The following is a 19,478-nucleotide window of genomic DNA, read 5'->3' as shown; positions in this document are numbered from 1 at the left end:
CCGGTCAGCCACGCCGGACCTCCCGGGCGGCCGCTGCGGCTTCGGCTGCCGGGGCCAGCGCCGCGAGGACGGTCTCGACGGCTGCGTCGTCGTGCATGGAGGAGACGAACCAGGCCTCGTACGCCGACGGCGGGAGGTACACACCGCGGTCGAGCATCGCGTGGAAGAACGCCGCGTACGCCGCGGTGTCCTGGCGCTGTGCGTCCTCGAAGTCGCGGACCGGGCCGTCGGCGAAGAAGACCGAGAACATCGTGCCCGCCGAGGAGACGACGTGCGGCACCCCGGAGTCGGACAGCGCCTTGTCCGCGGCGTCCTTGACGGCGTCGCCCACCGCGGTGATCCGGGCGTAGACGTCATCGGTAGCCAGGCGCAGCGTGGTGAGGCCGGCGGTCGCGGCGATCGGGTTCCCCGACAGCGTGCCGGCCTGGTAGACGGGGCCGACCGGCGACAGCATCTCCATCACCTCAGCGCGCCCGCCGAACGCCGCGGCCGGGAAACCGCCGCCCATCACCTTGCCGAAGGTCATCAGATCGGGTGCCCAGCCCTCGAGGGCGCCGTCCAGGCCCCACTGGCCGAGGCGGGACGCGCGGAAGCCGGTCATCACCTCGTCGCTGACGAACAGCGCGCCGTGGTCGGCGCAGGTCTGCGCCAGGAACCGGTTGAAGCCAGGGTCCGGCGCGATCACGCCCATGTTGCCGGCGGCGGCCTCGGTGATCAGGCACGCGATCCGATCGCCCTCCTCGGCGAACAGCGCCGCGACCGCGTCCCGGTCGTTGTAGGGCAGCACCCGAGTGAGCGCCGTGGCGGTCTCGGGAACCCCGGGGGTCCCGGGCACGGCCAGAGTCGTGAGGCCGGAGCCGGCCGAGGCCAGCAGGGCGTCGACGTGCCCGTGGTAGCACCCCGCGAACTTCACCACGACGTCGCGGCCGGTGAAGCCGCGGGCCAGGCGGATGGCGGACATCGTGGCCTCGGTGCCGGAGGAGACCAGGCGGACCTGGTCGACGGGCGTGCGCCCGACGATCTCCTCGGCCAGGCCGACCTCGGCCTCCGTGGGCGCGCCGTACGACGTGCCGCGGGCAAGAGCGTCCCGCACCGCCGCCATCACCTCGGGATGGGCGTGGCCGAGCAGCATCGGACCCCAGGAACCGACCAGGTCGACGTACTCGCGGCCGTCGACGTCGGTCAGCCGTGCTCCGGACGCCGACCGGATGAAGCGCGGCGTGCCGCCGACGGCCCGGAAGGCGCGCACGGGGGAGTTGACACCGCCGGGCGTGACCGCGCAGGCGCGCGCGAACAGAGCGTCCGACCGGTCGTGCGTCACCGGGCCATTGTGGCCGAGGCCCCAAGCCGGGCGAGAATCGCGGGGGGTCAAGCCTCGGGGGAAGTGGCCCGGGCCACGCGTACTGGTGCGTAACATCCCTCGGTGTCGATCGTTTAGAGGTTGTCAGGGAAGGGAACTCTCCAGACGGACTGCGTCGTCGCTGCGCGGCCGGAACGGACGCGGTTCCCGGGAGGAAGAATTGTCCATGGCCAGGTTCGGACGTGCACGACAGGCGTCGGCGCTGCTGCCGCTCGCCGTGCTCTCGGCGGCCTGGACGGCCGGGCTGGCCACGACCGGGTCCGACGCCTCGGCCGCGGCCGATCCGAACTCCCTCCCCGACGGCACGAAACTCCCGTCCCACGTGGTGAGGGCGCCGGCCAGCCTCACCCCGCCCCACGACCTGACGCACGGCATCGGCGGCAACACCAGCCAGATTGTCTCCACAGCCTCCGCGAGCGGCATCCCCGCGGTCGCGCTCGCGGCGTACCAGCGCGCCGCCACGGTGATCGACGCAGCCGACCGCTCCTGCCACATGCCGTGGCAGCTGGTCGCCGCGATCGGCCGGGTCGAGTCCGACCACGGTCGGATCGACGGCAACGTGCTGACCGACAAGGGCATCGCGAAGCCCGGCATCTTCGGCCCCGCCCTGGACGGCAAGCACGGGACGACGCTGATCAGGGACACCGACGCCGGGCAGTACGACCACGACACGAAATTCGACCGGGCGGTAGGCCCGATGCAGTTCATCCCCTCCACCTGGGCGATCGTGGGCGTCGACGCCGACAACGACGGGCAGCGCAACCCGCAGGACATCTACGACGCCGCGCTCGGCTCGGCGGTCTACCTGTGCTCCGGCCCCGACGACCTCTCGACGACGGCCGGCCAGCGGTCCGCGGTGTTCCGTTACAACCACAGCCAGAAGTACGTCGCGCTCGTGCTCGCGATCACGCGGGCCTACCTGAGCGGCGACTACACCTCGGTCCCCAACGGCACGACGACGATTGGCTTCTCGCTCGGGACGCCGCCGCTGCTGACCAACGCCGTCCACCACGGCCATCACACCCGGCATCACGGCGTCAGCCATCATGGGCATCACACCAACGCCACGACGACCCAGACCTCGTCCGGTCCGACCGCCGGACCCAGTGTGGGGCCGACCGCCGATCCCACTGCGGATCCCACGGTCAACCCGACTCAGGCAGCCACCAGCGGCTCGACGGCACTCCCGGATCCGTCGATCAGCCTCCCGACGTTGATCCCGACGTCTACGCCGACTCTGCTCACGCAGGCCGAAGCCACGACACAGTGTCTCTTGCAGAACCTGATCGTGGGCACCGCTGCCTTCGACCAGTGCGTCTACGACCTGACGCACTGACCGCGCCCGCCCCCCGGCGGTGAGACAGGACTCGTCCGGTCACCGCGAACCGATCCCAGGTCACCGCTCCCCGCACCACAACCGCCGACCCACCCACCGGGCGGTGACATAGGACCCGACCGGTCGCCGCGAACCGATCCCCGGTCACCGCTCCCCGCACCCCAACCACCGACCCACCGCCGACCCACCCACCGGCGGTGACATAGGACCCGACCGGTCGCCGCGAACCGATCCCAGGTCACCGCTCCCCGAGGGTTCAGGCGCGCAGCAGGCGAGCGGCCTCGGCGGCCCAGTAGGTCAGCACCACGTCGGCGCCGGCGCGGCGGATCGAGGTGAGCACCTCGAGAACGGCCCGCTCGCGGTCGATCCATCCGTTCTCGGCAGCGGCCTCGATCGCGGCGTACTCACCGGAGACGTTGTACGCCGCGACCGGCACGTCGACCGCGTCGCGCACCCGGCGTACGACGTCGAGGTAGCCGAGCGCCGGCTTCACCATCACGATGTCGGCGCCCTCGGCGACGTCGAGCAGCGCCTCGCGCACACCCTCGCGGGCGTTTGCGGGGTCCTGCTGGTAGGTGCGGCGATCGCCCTGCAGCGACGAGTCGACGGCCTCGCGGAACGGGCCGAAGAAGGCGGAGGCGTACTTGGCGGAGTAGGCCAGGATCGCGACGTCCGTGTGACCCGCTCCGTCGAGCGCACCACGGATGGCGGCCACCTGGCCGTCCATCATCCCGCTCGGACCGACCATGTCGACGCCCGCGTGCGCCTGGGCGAGCGCCATCTCGGCGTAGGCCTCGAGGGTCCGGTCGTTGTCGACGCGGCCGTCGGGGGTGAGGACGCCGCAGTGGCCGTGGTCGGTGAACTCGTCGAGGCACAGGTCGCTCATCACGGTCAACGCGTCGCCGACCTCGGCGACCACGTCGGTGATCGCGAGGTTGAGGATGCCCGACGGGTCGATGGCGCCCGAGCCGACGGCGTCCTTGTCCTCCGGGATGCCGAAGAGCATCACGCCACCGAGACCCAGCTCGGCGGCCTCGTGGGCGGCCTTCAGCAGCGAGTCGCGGGTGTGCTGCACGACGCCCGGCATCGAGGCGATCGGACGAGGATCGCTGAGCCCCTCACGGACGAACATCGGCAGCACCAGCTGCTCCGGAGCGAGCCGGGTCTCGGCGACCAGGCTCCGCAGACCCTGGGTCGTGCGGAGCCGCCGCGGACGGGTCACCGGCCGCGGGACGGACTCGCCGAGCTGCTCGCTCATGACGCCGTCATCGCGAGGACGTGGCCTTCTTGCGCGAGGACGACTTGCGCTCCGACGGCTTCGTGACCGGCAGACCCGCCTCGAGCAGCTCCGCGCGACGACCCGCGCCGTAGTCGGCGAGCGCGTCGACCAGGTCGTCGATGTCCGGCTTGGGTGCCAGGACGTCGACCCGCAGGCCGTGCTCCTCCGCGGTCTTGGCGGTGGCCGGGCCGATCACCGCGATCACCGTCGACGGGTGCGGCTTGCCGGCGATGCCGACCAGGTTGCGCACCGTCGAGGACGACGTGAACACCACGGCGTCGAACTTGCCGCTCTTGATCGCGTCGCGCACCGGCGCCGGCGGCGGGGCCGCGCGGACGGTGCGGTACGCCGTGACGTCGTCGCACTCCCAGCCGAGGTCGATCAACCCGGCCACGAGGTTCTCGGTCGCGATGTCGGCACGCGGCAGGAAGACCCGGTTGATCGGGTCGAGGAGCTCGTCGTACTCCGGCCAGTCCTCGAGCAGGCCGGCGGCCGACTGCTCGCCGCTGGGGACCAGGTCGGCGCGCAGTCCCCAGTCGGAGATCGCGGCCGCCGTCTTGTCGCCCACCGCGGCGATCTTGAGACCCGAGAAGGCACGGGCGTCGAGGCCGTACTCCTCGAACTTCTCGCGCACCGCCTTGACCGCGTTCACGCTGGTGAACGCGATCCACTCGTAGCGCCCCTCGACCAGTCCGCGGACGGCCTTGTCCATCTGCAGCGGGTTGCGCGGGGGCTCCACCGAGATCGTCGGGACCTCCTCCGGAACGCCGCCGAAGCCGCGCAGCCGGGCCGACAGGGAGCCCGCCTGTTCCTTCGTGCGCGGCACCAGGATCCGCCAGCCGAACAGCGGCTTGGTCTCGAACCACGAGAGCGCCTCGCGCATCTCGACCACCTCGCCGACCACGGTGACGGCCGGCGGCGCCATCCGAGCGGCGCGGGCGTCGGCGGCGATGTGCTCCAGGGTCGAGGTCACGGTCTGCTGCTCGGTCGTGGTGCCGGTGCGCGTCATCGCCACCGGGGTCTCGGGGTCGCGGCCGGCGACGACCAGCGCCCTGGCGATGTCGGCGATGGAGTTCACCGCCGAGAGGAGGACCAAGGTCCTGCAGTCGGCGTACCGGCTCCAGTCGACCTTGTCGCCCGCGGTGACCACGGTGACCTCGCGGTGGTCCTTGGTGGTCAGCGGGATGCCGGCGTACGCCGGAACCGCGGCCGCAGAGGACACCCCGGGGACGATCTCGAAGCCGAGCCCCGCCTTCGCGCACGCCGCAGCCTCCTCGGGGCCCGATGCGTAGACGAACGGGTCTCCGGTCATCAGCCGGACGACCCGGCCGCCGCGCTTCGCCTGCCGGACCACGACCTTGGCGCGCGCCGCGTGGGTCAGCGGCTGGCCGTCCTCGCCGAACCCGCCGTCGACCAGCTCGGGCCCACCCTCGGAGCCCTCGGGAAGACCGAGCAGGCTGCGGACCAGCGCCGGGTGCTCGGGACCCTCGGTGATCACGACGTCGGCCTCGCGGATGAGGTCGGCGGCACGCACCGTGAGCAGACCGGGGTCACCCGGTCCACTCCCGACGAAGGCGACCCACCCCGGTTTCGGGCTGGTACGGGTCGGCTTGACCGGCCCTGTTGTGCCGGTCGTCGGGGTCACGGTGGTCTCGGACTGGGCCCGCTGGGCTCGGGTCGTCATGCGTCTTGCCTTTCGCAGTCGGTCACCGGCTGCTCGTGCGGTGTCGTCGGCTGTGCTGTCTGGGATGTCGGTGCTGCCTGGGCTGAGTGTGCTGTCTCGGTCTCCGTCAGCTGTCCTGCCCCCTCATCGAGCATCTGCCCGGCGAGGCGGCTGCCGACGCCGGTGGCGTCGGCCGGGTCGCCGGAGGCGGACATCCGCACCGCCAGCGTCCCGTCGGGTGAGAGCGCCGCCGCTCGCACCCAGAGCTCGTCTCCTTCGTCGCCCTCGACCACCTCGGCGAGAGCTCCGATCGGGGCCGCGCACCCGCCCTCGAGCGTGGCCAGGACGGCACGCTCGGCGGTCACGGCGGCCCGGGAACGGACGTCGTCGAGGACGGCCACGTCGGGCGTCAGGTCGTCTCCCTCCCGCGTCTCGACGGCCAGCGCACCCTGCCCCGGCGCCGGCAGCATCTGGAGCGGGTCGAGGACCTCGGTGGCCTCGTCGAGTCGGCCGATGCGGGCCAGCCCGGCGCGGGCGAGCACGATCGCGTCGTACGCACCCTCACGGACCTTGCGGATCCGGGTGTCCACATTGCCCCGGATGTCGGCGATCTCCAAACCGAGACCGAGGGCGTGGAGCTGTGCCGCACGCCGTGGCGAGCCCGTGCCGACACGGCTTCCGGCGGGGAGCTCGCCGAGGGTCAGCCCGTCGCGGGCGACGACCACGTCGCGTGGGTCCTCCCGGAGCGGGATCGCGGCCAGCGAGATACCGGCTGCGGGGCTGGTCGGCAGGTCCTTGAGCGAATGGACCGCGACGTCTATCCGGCCGTCGAGCAGAGCCTCGCGAAGCGCGCTGACGAAGACACCGGTGCCGCCGAGCTGGGCCAGCGGCTGCCGGTCGCGGTCGCCGTCCGTGGTGATCTCGACCAGCTCGACCTCGCGCCCGAGCGCCTGGGCCAGCCGGTCGCCGACCCAGCGGGACTGGGTCATCGCCAGCAGGGAGGCGCGGGTGCCGAGGCGGATCATGACTCCTCCCCCGGCAGACGCGGCTCCAGCGGTCGGGTCACGGCGTCGACCGCCTCCGGGTCGAGGGCGAAGAGCTCGGCCAACGCGGTCGCGTACGAGACGGCGTCGCGGTCGCCGAGCTCCTTGGCGCGGATCGTGGGCTGGTGCACCAGCTTGTCGGCGACCCGACGGAGGGTCTGCAGCAGCTCGGAGCGGGTGTTCTCGTCGAGGCCGGGCAGGCGCCGCTGGAGCCGCTCCATCTCGGACTCGACGACGCCGGTGGCCATCGAGCGCAGGGCGACGACGGTCGGGGTCATGCTCGCCTGGCGGCGGGCGGACAGGAAGGCCTCGACCTCGTCGGTGACGATCGCGCGGACCGCCTCGACCTCGTCCCCCACGTCGGAGCCACGGAGCTCGTCACCCAGGTCCGCCAGCGTCACCAGGGTGACGCCGGGGAGGTCGACCACCGACGGGTCGACGTCGTGCGGCAACGCGAGGTCGACCAGCGCGATCGGTCCCGGCGCGGCCGCGACGGCGTCGCGACTGACGAGGACGCCGACGGCGCCCGCGCAGGCCACGACCACGTCGGCCGAGGCGATCTCGGCGTCGACGGCCGCCAGCGGCGCCCACCGCGCGGCGTACTCGGCGGCGAGGCGCTCGGCCCGCTCGGGTGTGCGGTTGACGACGACGACCTCGCCGGCTCCACGGCGTACGACGGTGGCGACGCTCAGCGCGGCCATCGCACCGGCCCCGACCACGACCACCCGGCGACCGGCGAGGTCGCCGGCGGCCCGGTCGAGCGCGGCGGTGACCAGCGTCGGCGCCGCCCGGTCGATGCCCGTCTCGGCGTGGGCGCGCTTGCCGACGCGCAGTGCCTGCTGGAAGAGGGTGTTCAGGACCGGCCCCACCGAGCCCTGCTCCTGGCCGAGCCGCAGGGCGTCGCGGGTCTGGCCGAGGATCTGCGCCTCGCCGACCGCCATCGAGTCGAGACCGGCCGCGACCCGGAAGAGATGGGAGACCGCGCCGTCGTCGTAGTGCACGTAGAGGTGCGGGATCAGCGCCTCGACGCTCTCCTCGGCGGGCTCGAGCAAACGTTGGGAGATGTCCTCGACGCTGCCGTGGAACCGGTCGACCGCGGCGTAGATCTCCAGCCGGTTGCAGGTCGCGACCACCGTCGCCTCGGAGACGCGCGGGTTGGCGAGGACGTCCTCGATCAGCTTGCACGCACCGTCGGCGTCGACGGCGACCCGCTCGAGCAGGGCGATCGGTGCGGAGCGGTGGGAGATGCCTACGACCAGGGCCGTCATGCGGGCTCCTGGGTGGCCTTGCGCTGCTCGTGGTAGGCGAGCACCTGGAGCTCCTTGGACAGGTCGACCTTGCTGACCGCGACGTGCGGTCCGACGCTGAGCACGGTCGGGGCGAAGTTCAGGATGCTGGTGATGCCGGCGTCGACCATCTGGTCGGCGACGTCCTGGGCAGCGGCGGCCGGAGTGGCGATCACGCCGATGGCGACGCCGTGCTCGCGGACGATCGAGCGCAGGTCGTCGAACGCGCGGACCACGACACCGGCCACGACCTCGCCGTGCCGCTGCCCGTCGGCGTCGAGCAGGGCGACGACGCGGAAGCCGCGGCTGCGAAATCCGGAGTAGTTGGCCAGGGCGTGCCCGAGGTTCCCGATCCCGACGATGACCACCGGCCAGTCGCGGGTCGCTCCCATCTCACGAGCGATCTGGTAGCGCAGGTAGTCCACGTCGTACCCGACCCCGCGGGTGCCGTAGCTGCCGAGGTAGGAGAGGTCCTTGCGGAGCTTGGCGCTGTTGACACCCGCGGCCGCGGCGAGATCCTCGCTCGAGCAGACCGTGGTGCCCGCCTCGGACAAGGTGCTCAGCGCCCGCAGGTAGACGGGAAGTCGGGCCACGGTCGCCTCGGGGATCTCCCGGGCGGTGTCGTTGGACGTCCGTGCGGTCAAGGCTTCGCTTTCCAGCCGCAGGACACGGGGTCTCCCCGTGGTGGGACAGGCCCGGCCCGAGCGGCAACGTTCACTGTAGGAGTTTGTGAACAGGAGAACAAAATCACGCCCCGCGCACTGAGCTTGCGAAGTCCGCGATCAGGGCGGGAGGTCGAGGAGCGTCGGCTCGGACCCGAGGAACGAGGGGCTGACAACGCGTCCCGAGCCCGCCGGGCGCGCCGGGCGCGTGGCGGCGCGTTCCCCGGTTCACCGGGGATCGATGACGTTCTCGGCCGAAATTTCCGCCCCGAACGTCATGACTACCGGGTGAACCGGGGAAACCGACCGTGCCGCCCCGCCCTGGGTCTCGACACGGCCCACGTGGGACAACTCCGCCACAAGTGGCCAACCCGGGTGTCAGCCACTCACGGAGAACTCACGCTTCGCCGCGGGAGAAACCACCCGTCGGCGGCGGAGAGTCCTCACTTCGGCGTCAGGGGAAGAGGGCGGCGCGCAGGCGGGCGGCGTCGACCCGCCAGAAGTCGTGCTGCTTGCCGTCGACGAAGGTGACCGGCACCTCGTGCCCGAACCGGCGCTCGAGCTCGGGGTCGCCGGCGATGGACACCTCGGCGTAGGACTCCCCCGCGTCCGCGCAGACCTGCTCGATCACCACGCGGGCCTCGTCGCAGAGGTGACAACCGGGGCGCGTGTACAGGGTGACGCGGGACTCGCTCACGCGACCCATTGTGCAGAGATGGCGCACACGCCGCGATCTGCTACTCGAGGAGACCCAGGCTGCGCCGGCGCTCGATGCCGCGGAGGCGGCCCTTCTGCACCTTGCCGGTCACCGTCAGTGGAAGACGGTCGACGACCTCGATCCGCGAGGGCTGCTTGAAGCGCGCCAGCCGTACGGCGCAGTGGTCGCGGACGGCGTCGGCGAGCGCGCCGGCCCCGTCCTCGTCCGCCGGTACGACGTACGCGACCACGGCCTGGCCGGTCACGGCGTCCTCGACGCCGATCACGGCCGTCTCCGCGACTCCGTCGACCTCGCGGATCACGTCCTCGACCTCGACCGGGTAGACGTTGAAGCCCGAGACGATGACCAGCTCCTTGAGCCGGTCGACCAGGAACAGGTCCCCCGACGCATCGAGGAAGCCCACGTCGCCGGTGCCCCACCAGCCGTCGGCGTCGGGCCCGCCGTCGCCGTCGGGCCAGTACCCGCTGAAGACGTTGGCGCCGCGGATCCAGATCTCCCCCGCGTCCTCGCCCTCGGGCGACGAGCCGTGCTCGTCGAGGAGCCTGATCTCGATCCCGGGCAGGGCCGCGCCGACCGAGCCGGTCTGGTGTCCGGCGCTGCACAGCGTGCTGGTCACGATCGGCGCCGCCTCGGTCAGCCCGTAGCCCTGGTGGACCGGTATGCCGGTCGCTTCCGTGAACCGCTCGAGCAGCTCCGGCGACAACGGCGCTGAGCCGGACAGCATCAGCCGGACCGGACCGAGCCGCTCGCGCAGGTTCTCCTCGGGCGCCCAGTAGGCGAAGACCGGCGGTGCGACCGGGACCACGCTGACCGCCTCGTCGTCGATCAGGTCGAGAGTCGCCTGCGGGTCGAACCGGTCGGCCAGCACCAGCTTGGCCCGGTGCCGGAGCACGCCGCCGAGCACGGCGTTCAGGCCGTAGACGTGGAACAGCGGCAGCACGCCGAGCACGACGTCGTCACCGTGGATCATCGGCGGCTGGACCTCGGCCGCCTGCTCGATGTTGGCGACCAGGGCGCGATGGGTGAGCATCGCGGCGCGAGGCCGACCCGACGTGCCGCTCGTGTACAGCAGACAGGCCAGCTTCTCCGGGTCGGGCAGCGGCGGAACGGGACGCGGTGCGGCCGAGCGCAGCGCGTCGTAGGCCTGCTCGCCCTCCGCGGGCTCGCCGTCGACGACATAGACCCGCGGGTCGTGCGCGCGCTCGACCAGGTCTGCGTCGAGCTCGTCGGTGTCACCGGCGAGCGCGGAGCGCACCAGTCGTACGGCGTCCCGCACGGTGGCGATCGTCTCCCCGTCGGCCACCACGACCACGGAGCCGGAGTCGGCGATCATCCGGGCCAGCTCCCCCGCCGTCGAGCGCGGGTTGACCGGGACGGCGACCACCTGTGCCCGGAGCACGCCCAGGTAGGACGTCACGAACTCGATCCGGTTGCCCATCGCCACGACCACCCGCTGGCCGGCCACGACGCCGGCAGCACCGAGCCCGGTGGCGACCCGGGCGACCTCGTCCTCGAGAACGCCCCAGGTCACGCTGCGACCCCCGGACTCCACCACCGCGAGCATCTCCGGCCGGTCGAGCGCCGCCTCCGCCAACAGCGTGGTGACGTCATGGATGTCGGGCATGCGGGCAAGGATCCCACAGTGCGACCGAGGACGTTCCCGCGCGAGCGAGGAGGTTCCGATCGGGCGTAGCGCGGCCGGAACGGCCGCAGCGACGGGCGAATGAGCTCACTCGCGAGCCGACCGACGAGCCCCTAGGCTTCCCCGGATGACTCCCGAGAAGAGCCGCAGACCGCTGGACCTCCAGCAGCGCTCGACTCTCGCGGGTGAGGCCGCGGCGGCGTCCGCCGATGTGGAGGCCGCCCTCGCCACTCCCGCCGACCCGACCGCGGCCGCCTTCTTCGACGTCGACAACACGATGATGCAGGGCGCGAGCATCTTCCACCTCGCACGCGGCCTGCACCGTCGCAAGTTCTTCACGACCCGGGAGATCGCCTCGGCGGCCTGGAAGCAGGCCTACTTCCGCATCGTCGGTGTCGAGGATCCCGATCACGTCGCGAGCACGCGGGCGTCCGCCCTGTCGTTCATCTGCGGCCACACCGTGGAGGAGCTGCAGGAGCTCGGCGAGGAGATCTTCGACGAGGCGATGGCGCACCGCATCTGGCCCGGCACCCGCGCGCTGGCGCAGATGCACCTCGACGAGGGCCAGCGGGTCTGGCTGGTCACCGCCGCGCCGATCGAGATCGCCCAGATCATCGCCCGGCGGCTCGGCCTGACCGGGGCGCTGGGCACCGTCGCGGAGCACGTCGACGGGGTCTACACCGGACGGCTGGTCGGCGACATGCTGCACGGCCCGGCCAAGGGCGAGGCGGTCAAGGCGCTCGCCGAGCGCGAGGGACTCGACCTCGGCGCCTGCTCGGCGTACTCCGACTCCTACAACGACCTCGCGATGCTCTCCCTGGTCGGCGGCCCCTGCGCGATCAACCCCGACGCCCGGCTCCGGGCCTACGCCCGGCAGCAGGGCTGGCGGGTCCGCGACTACCGGACCGGCCGGAAGGCGGCCCGAGCGGGCCTGATGGCCGCCGCCGTGGCCGGCGCGGCGACGGGCGCGGTCGCCGCGGGAGCCGCCGTACGCCGCCGCCGGTAGCGATCCGGCCGGCACGCGTCGGGGTTTTCGTCACACCGGGTTACACCTGTGACCTGAGGCACTTACCATGAAGGAGCGCCACTGCCCCCTGGTGCTCGGGAGGAACTCAAGCCATGACGTGGGCTCACCACGACACGGCACGCGGACTGGACGACCTGCGCGCCGCAGTCCTCGGTGTCCTCGGTCTGCGACCTCAGCCGGCCGGCGTACCCGCCTGGATGCTGCTCAGCGAGGTCCGACCGACCAGCACCGTGACCGGTGGCGCCTCGTCGTCGGGGGGTTTCGACGACTCCGACCGGGCCGTCTCGTCGGAGGACTCCGAGGTCGAGCGCACCCGCCTGATCGCGCTCGTCGAGCTGGCCCGCGGCGGTGACAGCGAGGCGTTCGGCCAGCTCTACGACCACTACCAGGGCTCGGTCTACCGGTTCGTCTTCTACCGCACGCGCTCGCAGACCCTGGCCGAGGACCTCACCTCCGAGACCTTCCTGCGCGCACTGCGCAACATGAGCGGGTTCCGCTGGCAGGGCAAGGACTTCGGCGCCTGGCTGATGACCATCGCCCGCAACCTGTGCACCGACCACTACAAGGCCGGACGCACCCGGCTCGAGCAGACCACCGAGGACATGGGCGTCCACGACGACGCCACCGAGGGACCGGAGAACGCCGTGCTGACCGGGCTCACCAACGAGGTGCTGCTCGGCGGCCTGCGCCGGCTCTCGGAGGAGCAACGCGACTGCCTGATCATGCGGTTCCTCCAGGGCCTCAGCATCGCCGAGACCGCGGAGGTGCTCGGCCGGAGCGAGGGCGCGATCAAGCAGCTCCAGCTCCGCGGGGTCCGCAACCTGGCCAAGCTCATGCCCGCGGGGTGGCGCGATGAGTGACGCGAGCTGCAGGCGGGGCGTAACCCCACACCCGCGCAGGTCGTTGTCTCCCCTGTCCGGCCCTCGCCGCGACCGACACCACTCACACCACCACTCTGAGAAGGACCAGCGAGGATCATCGTGATCACGGGGCGACGCGCTCAGCAGTTCCACGAGCTCGTCGAGGGCGCCTCGACGGGTGGTGCCCGCCTGCCCGAGTACGCCGACCTGCTCGAGGTCGTGGGCGCGCTCCGCGCCGTACCCGAGCCTGTCGCGGATCCCGAGTTCGTGGCCACGCTGCGCGAACGGCTTCTTGCCGAGGCCGAGTCCGTCCTCGCCGCCGCGGCCGCCGAGCGCGACGACACCGACGCCCGGCTCCGACTGCGGCCGACGACACCGCGGACGCGGCGCCGCAACCGCCGCCTCGCGGCCGTGGTCAGCGGTGTCGCCCTGGTCGGCGCCTCGGCGACGATGGCCGTCGCGTCCCAGAGCGCTTTGCCCGGGGACGGCCTCTACTCGGTCAAGCGCGGGATCGAGAGCGCCCACGCCGAGCTCACCTTCGACCGGGGCGACCGTGGCCGGGTGCTGCTCTCGAGCGCCGGCACCCGCCTCGACGAGGCCGAGGAGCTCAGCCGGGAGCACGCCGACTCGACCCGGGTCGACCAGGCACTGGACGCGTTCACCCAGCAGGCGATCGACGGCTCCGACCTATTGGTGGCCGACTACGAGGCGACAGGTGACCGCACGTCGATCACCGCGCTCCGCTCGTTCACCGCGACCAGCATGGGCCGGCTCGAGGCACTGCAGTCCGAGATCCCGTCGCAGTCCCTCGAGTCGCTGCTGCAGGCCGCCCAGGCACTCGACCAGGTGCAGCAGACCTCGGTGCACACCTGTCCCTCCTGCCCGGGTCCGATGGTCTCCTCGATGCCGAGCGTGCTCGTGCATGCGTCCCGGTCGACGGTCGACACCTGGCAGGTCGCCGCCCCCAAGCCGCGCCACCACGGCATCGTGCACGAGGGGTCGGACGGCGGCCCTCAGCTGCCCGACCTCCCGTCCAAGCTGCCGCCGGCGAGCGTCACCGACCCGGACACCTCGAGCGCCGATCCCGGTGAGACGCAGCCGCCGACTGCCGGCGACGTCCAGCACACGGTCAAGCACCTCACCGACGGCCTGAGCGACGGGCAGCAGAACGACGTGGCCTCCACCGTCTCCGACACCACGAACAACCTGCTCGACGCGGTCGGGGAGGTCGGCAACCAGGTCACGGACACCCTCGACCAGACCGTCGGCGGCATCCAGAGCGCGCTGCCGACCCTCCCCTGACCTGCCCTGACCCGCTGCGCCGTCGGACGGTTCAGTACGCCGGCGTCAGCGCCACACGGACTCGCGCTGCATCAGCAGGGAGTGCAACGACTGCTGGATGGTCTCGCGCACCTGGTCGGTCACCTCGAGGACCACCATCGGGTCGTCGGCCGCGGCCACGTCGTACCGGTCGGTGCGGATCGGCTCGCCGAACTCCATCAGCCACTTCGACGGAAGCGGCACCAGCCCGAGCGGCCCGAGCCAGGGGAACAGCGGCGTGATCGGCAGGTACGGGATGCCGAGCAACCGGGCCAGTGACGGCATGTTGCCGACCAAGGGGTAGATCTCCTCCGCCCCGACCACCGACAGCGGCACGATCGGGACGCCCGTCCGCACCGCCGCCGAGACGAAGCCGCCCCGGCCGAAGCGCTGGAGCCGGTACCGCTCGGCGAACGGCTTGCCGATCCCCTTGAAGCCCTCGGGCCAGACCCCCACCAGCTCGCCGGCGGACAGCATCCGCTCGGCGTCCTCGTTGCACGCCAGCGTCGCCCCGCCCTTGCGCGCCAGCCCGCCGACGAACGGCATCCGGAACACCAGGTCGGCGCCGAGCGGTCGGAGGAAGCGGCCGGTGTGCTCGTGGATCGTGAACATCGTCATCAGGCCGTCGACGGGAAGCGTCCCCGAGTGGTTGGAGACCACGAGGGCGCCGCCGTCGGCCGGGAGGTTCTCCAGGCCGCGGGTCTCGATCCGGAACCACTTCTCGGCGATCGGGCGCAGGCTCGCGAACAGGAGCTTCTCGGCCACCTCCTGGTCGAAGCCGTACTCGTCGACGGCGTACTCGCCGGTCAGTCGGCGGCGCAGGAACGCCAGGAACCGCGCCAGCTGCCGTTCCCAGTCGTCGCCGAAGACCTCGCCGGCGCCGGTCCGGAACGCCATCAGCCACTCGTCCGGCGCAATGCCCGGTCCGCGCTCCTCGGTCGTGGCCGCGGGGCGCACGTCGTCGGACGCTCGAGGGGGCTCGGCCGTGGGTGGGACAGGATCCTTCGGCTTCGGCGCGGACCTGCGCCGGGTCGATCGAGGGGCGGCACCGCCGGCCAAGGTGCGCGATGCGCGGGATGGCCGGTTGCTTCCGGAGCCGCGCCCGGGCCGGCCGCCGGTCCCGATCGGGATGACCTCGGCGTCAGCCACGGCCCGCTCGTCCCTGGGTTCCGCGGGCCCTGCCGGCCCCCGACGACGCGAGGCCGTCGACCACTCGACCTGCCGTGCCCGTGCCGTCCTCGGCACCGGAGGCGAAGTCGGCGAAGGCCTCCTCGGTCGTGTACGCCGGCTCGAAGCCGAGCTCGGTGCGCATCCGGGTGGTGTCGAGGCCGCGGCCGAACGTGAGGAACTCGAGCTGCTCGGGCGAGAAGTCGGCCATCCGCGCCGACACGAGGGCGGCGGCGATCCCGCCGACCGCCGGCCGCACGAGCGGGACGGCGGCCTTGCGGAGGCGGCGTACGGCCTGCGAGAGCAGGAGCACACCGTCGCCGGCGATGTTGAACGTGCCGGCCACCTCGGTCTGGACGCAGTGGGTGAGCACCCGCATCAGGTCGGTCTCGTGCACGAACTGAAGCCGCGGGTCGAAGCCGAGCACGGTCGGGATCGCCGGGAGCCGGAAGTACGACGTGATGGGGCTGGTCACGTGCGGACCCAGGACGTTGGCCAGTCGGAGTGTGGTGACGCGGACGTCGGAGCGACGGCGGGCGAAGCCGCGGACGTACCCCTCGATCTCCGCGGCGTCCTTGGCGTAGCCGGAGCTCGGCTGGTGGCGCGGCTGCATGTCCTCGGTGAACATGGCCGGGTCGCGGCTGCTCGCGCCGTACACGGTCGAGGTCGACTTCACGACCAGGTTGCGGAGGCCTCCGGACTTCTGGCAGGCGGCGAGGAGCTGCATCGTCCCGATGACGTTGAGCTCCTTCATCGTGCCGCGGCCGCCTGTCGGGCCGGGGGTGGCGATGACGCTCATATGGACGACGGTGTCGACGTCCTCCGCAGCGATCACCTCGGCGATCGCCGGGCCGCGGATGTCGGCGCGGACGAACGAGACGTCACCGACATCGTCACCGAGGTCATGGCCTGGAGGAACGGCGTCGACGCCGATGACCCGGCCGATGCCGGGCTGGGCGGCAAGGTGCCGGGCGAACCTGCGGCCGAGGTCGCGGGAGACCCCGGTGACGAGTACGACCGACCGGTCGGCGCCCACGGTGATCCCCGGGTGGTGGGGTTACTTCCCGAGCTTGCGTCGCTGGACGCGCGTCTTCTTCAGCAGCTTGCGGTGCTTCTTCTTCGCCATCCGCTTGCGACGCTTCTTGATGACCGAACCCACGTAGACCTTCTCCGCTCCGATGTCAGGAGGTCCCGGACGCGCCGGGACGACCCCGACAGCCTAACGGGCAGGGGGTGAGGTCACGAATCCAGCGCGAGAGCCGGATCGCGTGATCAACCGGCGCTGTAGAAGCTCTTGCGGAGGTACTCGTTCACGTCGTCCTCGGTCACCCGGAACGACCGGCCGACGCGCACCGCGGGCAGCTCGCCGCTGTGCACCAGGCGATAGACCGTCATCTTGGACACGCGCATCATCGCGGCCACCTCGGCCACGGTCAGGAACTTCACCTCGGAGATGTCTCCGGGCTCGTGGGCAGGCATCGCAGGCACCGTCTTTCTTGGCAGGCACGCACCGGCTTCCCCTCCGGTGACTCCACGTCCCGCGCTTGTGGTGAGAATAGGGCCTGAAGTGACTCGTGGGGAAGGAAATCTCTACAGAAACTCACGGTACTCACGCGTGTCGACTTGAAACGGACGCGAATTTTACTGATCGGAACCAATCGACCGGGTCACGGCCGGGGGTCCAGGCCGTGGAAGGGGAAGATCTCCGCGCGGGTGGCCATGATCGAGCGGTCGAGCCAGGAGGCCGGGTCGTAGCCCTCCGACCAGTCGCGGTACGCCGGGTCGCGGCCGTCGGTGAGCCGCGCCGGCGCGGTGCGGCCGAGCGTCTCGCGGACGTAGGTGCGCCATGACTCGGGCGTGGTCGTCTCGGGGTCGAGCGGCTCTCCCGCGAGTACCGCGAGCAGGTGGGTCCAGGCGCGCGGGACGACGTCCACCAGTGCGTATCCGCCGCCCCCGGTGGCGACCCAGCGGCCGTCGGTGACCTCGTGGGCCAGGTCGTGGATCGCGAGGTACGACGCGCGCTGGCCGTCGACGCTGAGCATCAGGTCGGCGAGGGGGTCGTCGCGATGGCTGTCACAGCCGTGCTGGCTGACCAGGACGTCGGGTCGGAACTCGCGGACCAGCGGCGGGACGATCGCGTGGAAGGCGCGCAGCCACCCGGCGTCCGACGTACCGGGCGGGAGGGCGACGTTCACGGCGCTGCCCTGCGCGTCGGGCCCGCCGCTGTCGACGGGGAAGCCGGTGCCCGGGAAGAGCGCCTGGCCGGTCTCGTGCAACGAGATCGTGAGCACCCGCGGGTCGTCGTAGAAGATGTGCTCCACACCGTCGCCGTGGTGGACGTCGACGTCGACGTACGCGATCTTCCGCACGCCCTGGTCGAGCAGCCAGCGCATGCCGACGGCGACGTCGTTGTAGATGCAGAAGCCGCTGGCGCGGTCTGGCATGGCGTGGTGGAGCCCGCCGCAGATGCTCGCACTGTGCAGGCTGTCGCCGCTCCGGACCTGCCGGAACGCCTCGGTCGTCGCGCCGACGACGTGCGCTGCGGCGCGATGCATGTCGGCGAAGACCGGGTTGTCATCGCTGCCCAGTCCGTACGCCGGCTCGAAGGCCTCGGGGTCCTTGCCGGCCCGCTTCACCGCGTCGATGAGGCCGGGCTCGTGGACGGTGGCGATCAGTTCGTCGTCGGCCACCTCGGCCGGGACGGTCGCCAGCCGGTCGAGCACGCCGAGGTCGGCGGCGAGACGCATCGTGAGGTCCACCCGGATCGGGGACATAGGGTGGCTCGGACCGAAGTCGTACTCGGTCAGCGTCGGGTCGAACACCACCGAGGCGGGACCCGGGCACGCTGGCATGGCCGCCACGCTACCGGTACCCTCGACGCGTGCTCCGATCCACGAACCTCGGCTGGTGGCCCGCCTGACGGCGGACACCCGATCGAGCACGCACTCGCATCCCACGGCCGCCCACGGGCGGCCGTTCTGCATTTCCCGGACCACCCGTGGGCTCGCCACCACCGCATCAACGGCAGGAGCCCACCATGGACCGCAACCTCTCCCTGATCACTCCCACCGGGCGGCTCACGCTCGGCAACCACCTCGGTGCGCTGCGGCGTTTCGTCGCGGCGCAGGACGCGGCGTACTCGCCGGACGACTGCTTCTTCGGTCTGTCCGACCTGCACGCCCTCACCACACCCCAGGACCCGGCCGAACTGCGGGACACCATCCGCGAGATGGCGACGCTCTTCCTCGCGGCCGGGCTCGATCCCTCGCGGGTGACGCTGTTCCGGCAGAGCCTGGTGCCGGCGCATCGCGAGCTGGCCTACCTGCTGGAGTGCACGACGTACACCGGCGAGCTGAACCGGATGATCCAGTTCAAGGAGAAGGGGCGCGGGGTCCCGTCGACGCGGGCCTCGCTGTACACCTATCCGGCCCTGATGGCGGCCGACATCCTGCTGTACCGGCCGGCGCGGGTGCCGGTGGGCGAGGACCAGCGGCAGCACGTCGAGCTGACCCGCGACCTGGCGATCCGGTTCAACCACACCTACGGGACCGTCTTCGTGGTGCCGGAGGTGACGCTGCCCCGGGCCGGAGCGCGGGTGATGGACCTGCAGGAGCCGTCGACGAAGATGTCGAAGTCGGCCGCGTCGGATGCCGGCGTGATCCGGCTGCTCGACCCGCCGGACGTCGTACGCCGCAAGGTCGCGCGAGCCGTCACGGACTCCGACGTCGGGCCGTCTGCTGTGCGGTCGTCGCGCTCGGAGAAGCCGGGCGTGTCCAACCTGCTCGACATCCTCTCCGCCTGCGGCGGGTCCACGGACGGGATCAAGACGTACGGCGCCCTGAAGTCGGCGGTCACCGAGGCCGTCGTGGCGACACTGTCGCCGCTGCAGAAGGCCTACGCCGAGCTGGCCGACGACCCGGCGTACGTCGACTCGGTCTTCGCCGACGGGTCCGTGCGGTGCCGGGAGGTGACCGCCTCCGTGCTCGCGGCCGCGACCGCCGCCATGGGGCTGTGAGATGCGGGCGGCGCGTTCCCCGGTGCACCGGGGAACCATGACGTTCCCGGGGGAAGTTTCCCCCGGGAACGTCATGGATCGGCCCAGAACCTCATGCGGT

At 71.9% G+C, this 19,478-nt stretch carries 18 protein-coding genes; 5 read left to right on the top strand and 13 right to left on the bottom strand.

What is annotated here, in order from left to right:
• Positions 1-4: 4 nt before the first annotated feature.
• On the bottom strand, positions 5-1,321 hold the full coding sequence (hemL, locus tag VGK78_RS14970; protein ID WP_331528483.1) for a glutamate-1-semialdehyde 2,1-aminomutase: 1,317 nt from the start codon (positions 1,319-1,321) through the stop codon (positions 5-7).
• A 205-nt stretch (positions 1,322-1,526) separates the two neighbouring features.
• Between hemL and VGK78_RS14965 the strand changes: the two genes are divergently transcribed.
• The gene (locus VGK78_RS14965; RefSeq protein WP_331528482.1) at positions 1,527-2,696 is read left to right on the top strand and encodes a hypothetical protein; all 1,170 of its coding nucleotides are present in this window, start codon (positions 1,527-1,529) and stop codon (positions 2,694-2,696) included.
• Between the two features lie 256 nt (positions 2,697-2,952).
• Here the strand turns inward: VGK78_RS14965 and hemB are convergent, their stop codons facing one another.
• From hemB to VGK78_RS14930, 7 genes are all read right to left on the bottom strand, one after another.
• The gene (gene hemB, locus VGK78_RS14960; RefSeq protein WP_331528481.1) at positions 2,953-3,954 is read right to left on the bottom strand and encodes a porphobilinogen synthase; all 1,002 of its coding nucleotides are present in this window, start codon (positions 3,952-3,954) and stop codon (positions 2,953-2,955) included.
• Between the two features lie 7 nt (positions 3,955-3,961).
• On the bottom strand, positions 3,962-5,659 hold the full coding sequence (locus tag VGK78_RS14955) for a uroporphyrinogen-III synthase (RefSeq protein WP_331528480.1): 1,698 nt from the start codon (positions 5,657-5,659) through the stop codon (positions 3,962-3,964).
• Complete coding sequence (hemC, locus tag VGK78_RS14950; RefSeq protein ID WP_331528479.1) at positions 5,656-6,663, bottom strand: hydroxymethylbilane synthase; 1,008 nt, start codon at positions 6,661-6,663, stop codon at positions 5,656-5,658. Before hemC ends, VGK78_RS14955 begins: the two co-directional genes overlap by 4 nt.
• Positions 6,660-7,949, bottom strand: coding sequence for a glutamyl-tRNA reductase (locus VGK78_RS14945; protein ID WP_331528478.1), 1,290 nt, complete (start codon positions 7,947-7,949; stop codon positions 6,660-6,662). Before VGK78_RS14945 ends, hemC begins: the two co-directional genes overlap by 4 nt.
• Entirely contained in the window at positions 7,946-8,611 is a 666-nt protein-coding gene (locus VGK78_RS14940; RefSeq protein ID WP_331528477.1) for a redox-sensing transcriptional repressor Rex, read from the bottom strand. Before VGK78_RS14940 ends, VGK78_RS14945 begins: the two co-directional genes overlap by 4 nt.
• Positions 8,612-9,083: 472 nt before the next feature.
• A complete protein-coding gene (locus tag VGK78_RS14935; protein ID WP_414690693.1) occupies positions 9,084-9,335 on the bottom strand; it encodes a glutaredoxin family protein in 252 nt (83 codons plus the stop codon).
• A 31-nt stretch (positions 9,336-9,366) separates the two neighbouring features.
• A complete protein-coding gene (locus VGK78_RS14930; protein WP_331528475.1) occupies positions 9,367-10,971 on the bottom strand; it encodes a class I adenylate-forming enzyme family protein in 1,605 nt (534 codons plus the stop codon).
• Between the two features lie 145 nt (positions 10,972-11,116).
• On the opposite strand from VGK78_RS14930, the gene VGK78_RS14925 reads away from it, so the two are divergent.
• The 3 genes from VGK78_RS14925 (at position 11,117) to VGK78_RS14915 (ending at position 14,178) form a co-directional block, all read left to right on the top strand.
• Positions 11,117-11,995 carry an HAD family hydrolase gene (locus tag VGK78_RS14925; protein ID WP_331528474.1) on the top strand — a complete coding sequence of 293 codons (879 nt, stop codon included), beginning with the start codon at positions 11,117-11,119 and terminating at the stop codon, positions 11,993-11,995.
• A 113-nt stretch (positions 11,996-12,108) separates the two neighbouring features.
• On the top strand, positions 12,109-12,876 hold the full coding sequence (locus VGK78_RS14920) for a sigma-70 family RNA polymerase sigma factor (protein ID WP_331528473.1): 768 nt from the start codon (positions 12,109-12,111) through the stop codon (positions 12,874-12,876).
• A 120-nt stretch (positions 12,877-12,996) separates the two neighbouring features.
• Positions 12,997-14,178, top strand: coding sequence for a DUF5667 domain-containing protein (locus VGK78_RS14915; protein ID WP_331528472.1), 1,182 nt, complete (start codon positions 12,997-12,999; stop codon positions 14,176-14,178).
• Positions 14,179-14,223: 45 nt separating this feature from the next.
• On the opposite strand, the gene VGK78_RS14910 is transcribed toward VGK78_RS14915, so the two are convergent.
• The 5 genes from VGK78_RS14910 to VGK78_RS14890 form a co-directional block, all read right to left on the bottom strand.
• Positions 14,224-15,153, bottom strand: coding sequence for a lysophospholipid acyltransferase family protein (locus tag VGK78_RS14910; protein WP_414690692.1), 930 nt, complete (start codon positions 15,151-15,153; stop codon positions 14,224-14,226).
• A 184-nt stretch (positions 15,154-15,337) separates the two neighbouring features.
• Positions 15,338-16,399 (bottom strand): NAD-dependent epimerase/dehydratase family protein, encoded by a 1,062-nt coding sequence (locus VGK78_RS14905; protein ID WP_331528470.1) that lies wholly within the window; start codon positions 16,397-16,399, stop codon positions 15,338-15,340.
• Between the two features lie 21 nt (positions 16,400-16,420).
• Positions 16,421-16,522 carry a 30S ribosomal protein bS22 gene (locus VGK78_RS14900; RefSeq protein WP_008356322.1) on the bottom strand — a complete coding sequence of 34 codons (102 nt, stop codon included), beginning with the start codon at positions 16,520-16,522 and terminating at the stop codon, positions 16,421-16,423.
• Between the two features lie 113 nt (positions 16,523-16,635).
• Positions 16,636-16,842 (bottom strand): helix-turn-helix domain-containing protein, encoded by a 207-nt coding sequence (locus VGK78_RS14895; RefSeq protein WP_331528468.1) that lies wholly within the window; start codon positions 16,840-16,842, stop codon positions 16,636-16,638.
• A 188-nt stretch (positions 16,843-17,030) separates the two neighbouring features.
• Positions 17,031-18,215: an acetoin utilization protein AcuC gene (locus tag VGK78_RS14890; RefSeq protein WP_331528467.1), complete on the bottom strand. Its 1,185-nt coding sequence runs from the start codon at positions 18,213-18,215 to the stop codon at positions 17,031-17,033.
• A 185-nt stretch (positions 18,216-18,400) separates the two neighbouring features.
• Between VGK78_RS14890 and trpS the strand changes: the two genes are divergently transcribed.
• Positions 18,401-19,378: a tryptophan--tRNA ligase gene (gene trpS / locus VGK78_RS14885; protein WP_331528466.1), complete on the top strand. Its 978-nt coding sequence runs from the start codon at positions 18,401-18,403 to the stop codon at positions 19,376-19,378.
• The last annotated feature ends 100 nt before the right edge of the window (positions 19,379-19,478 follow it).

This window comes from Nocardioides sp. (assembly GCF_036503465.1).
Taxonomy (GTDB): Bacteria; Actinomycetota; Actinomycetes; order Propionibacteriales; family Nocardioidaceae; genus Nocardioides.
Note: the sequence above shows the minus strand (reverse complement) of the source record. Positions and strands in the feature narration are given on the sequence as shown.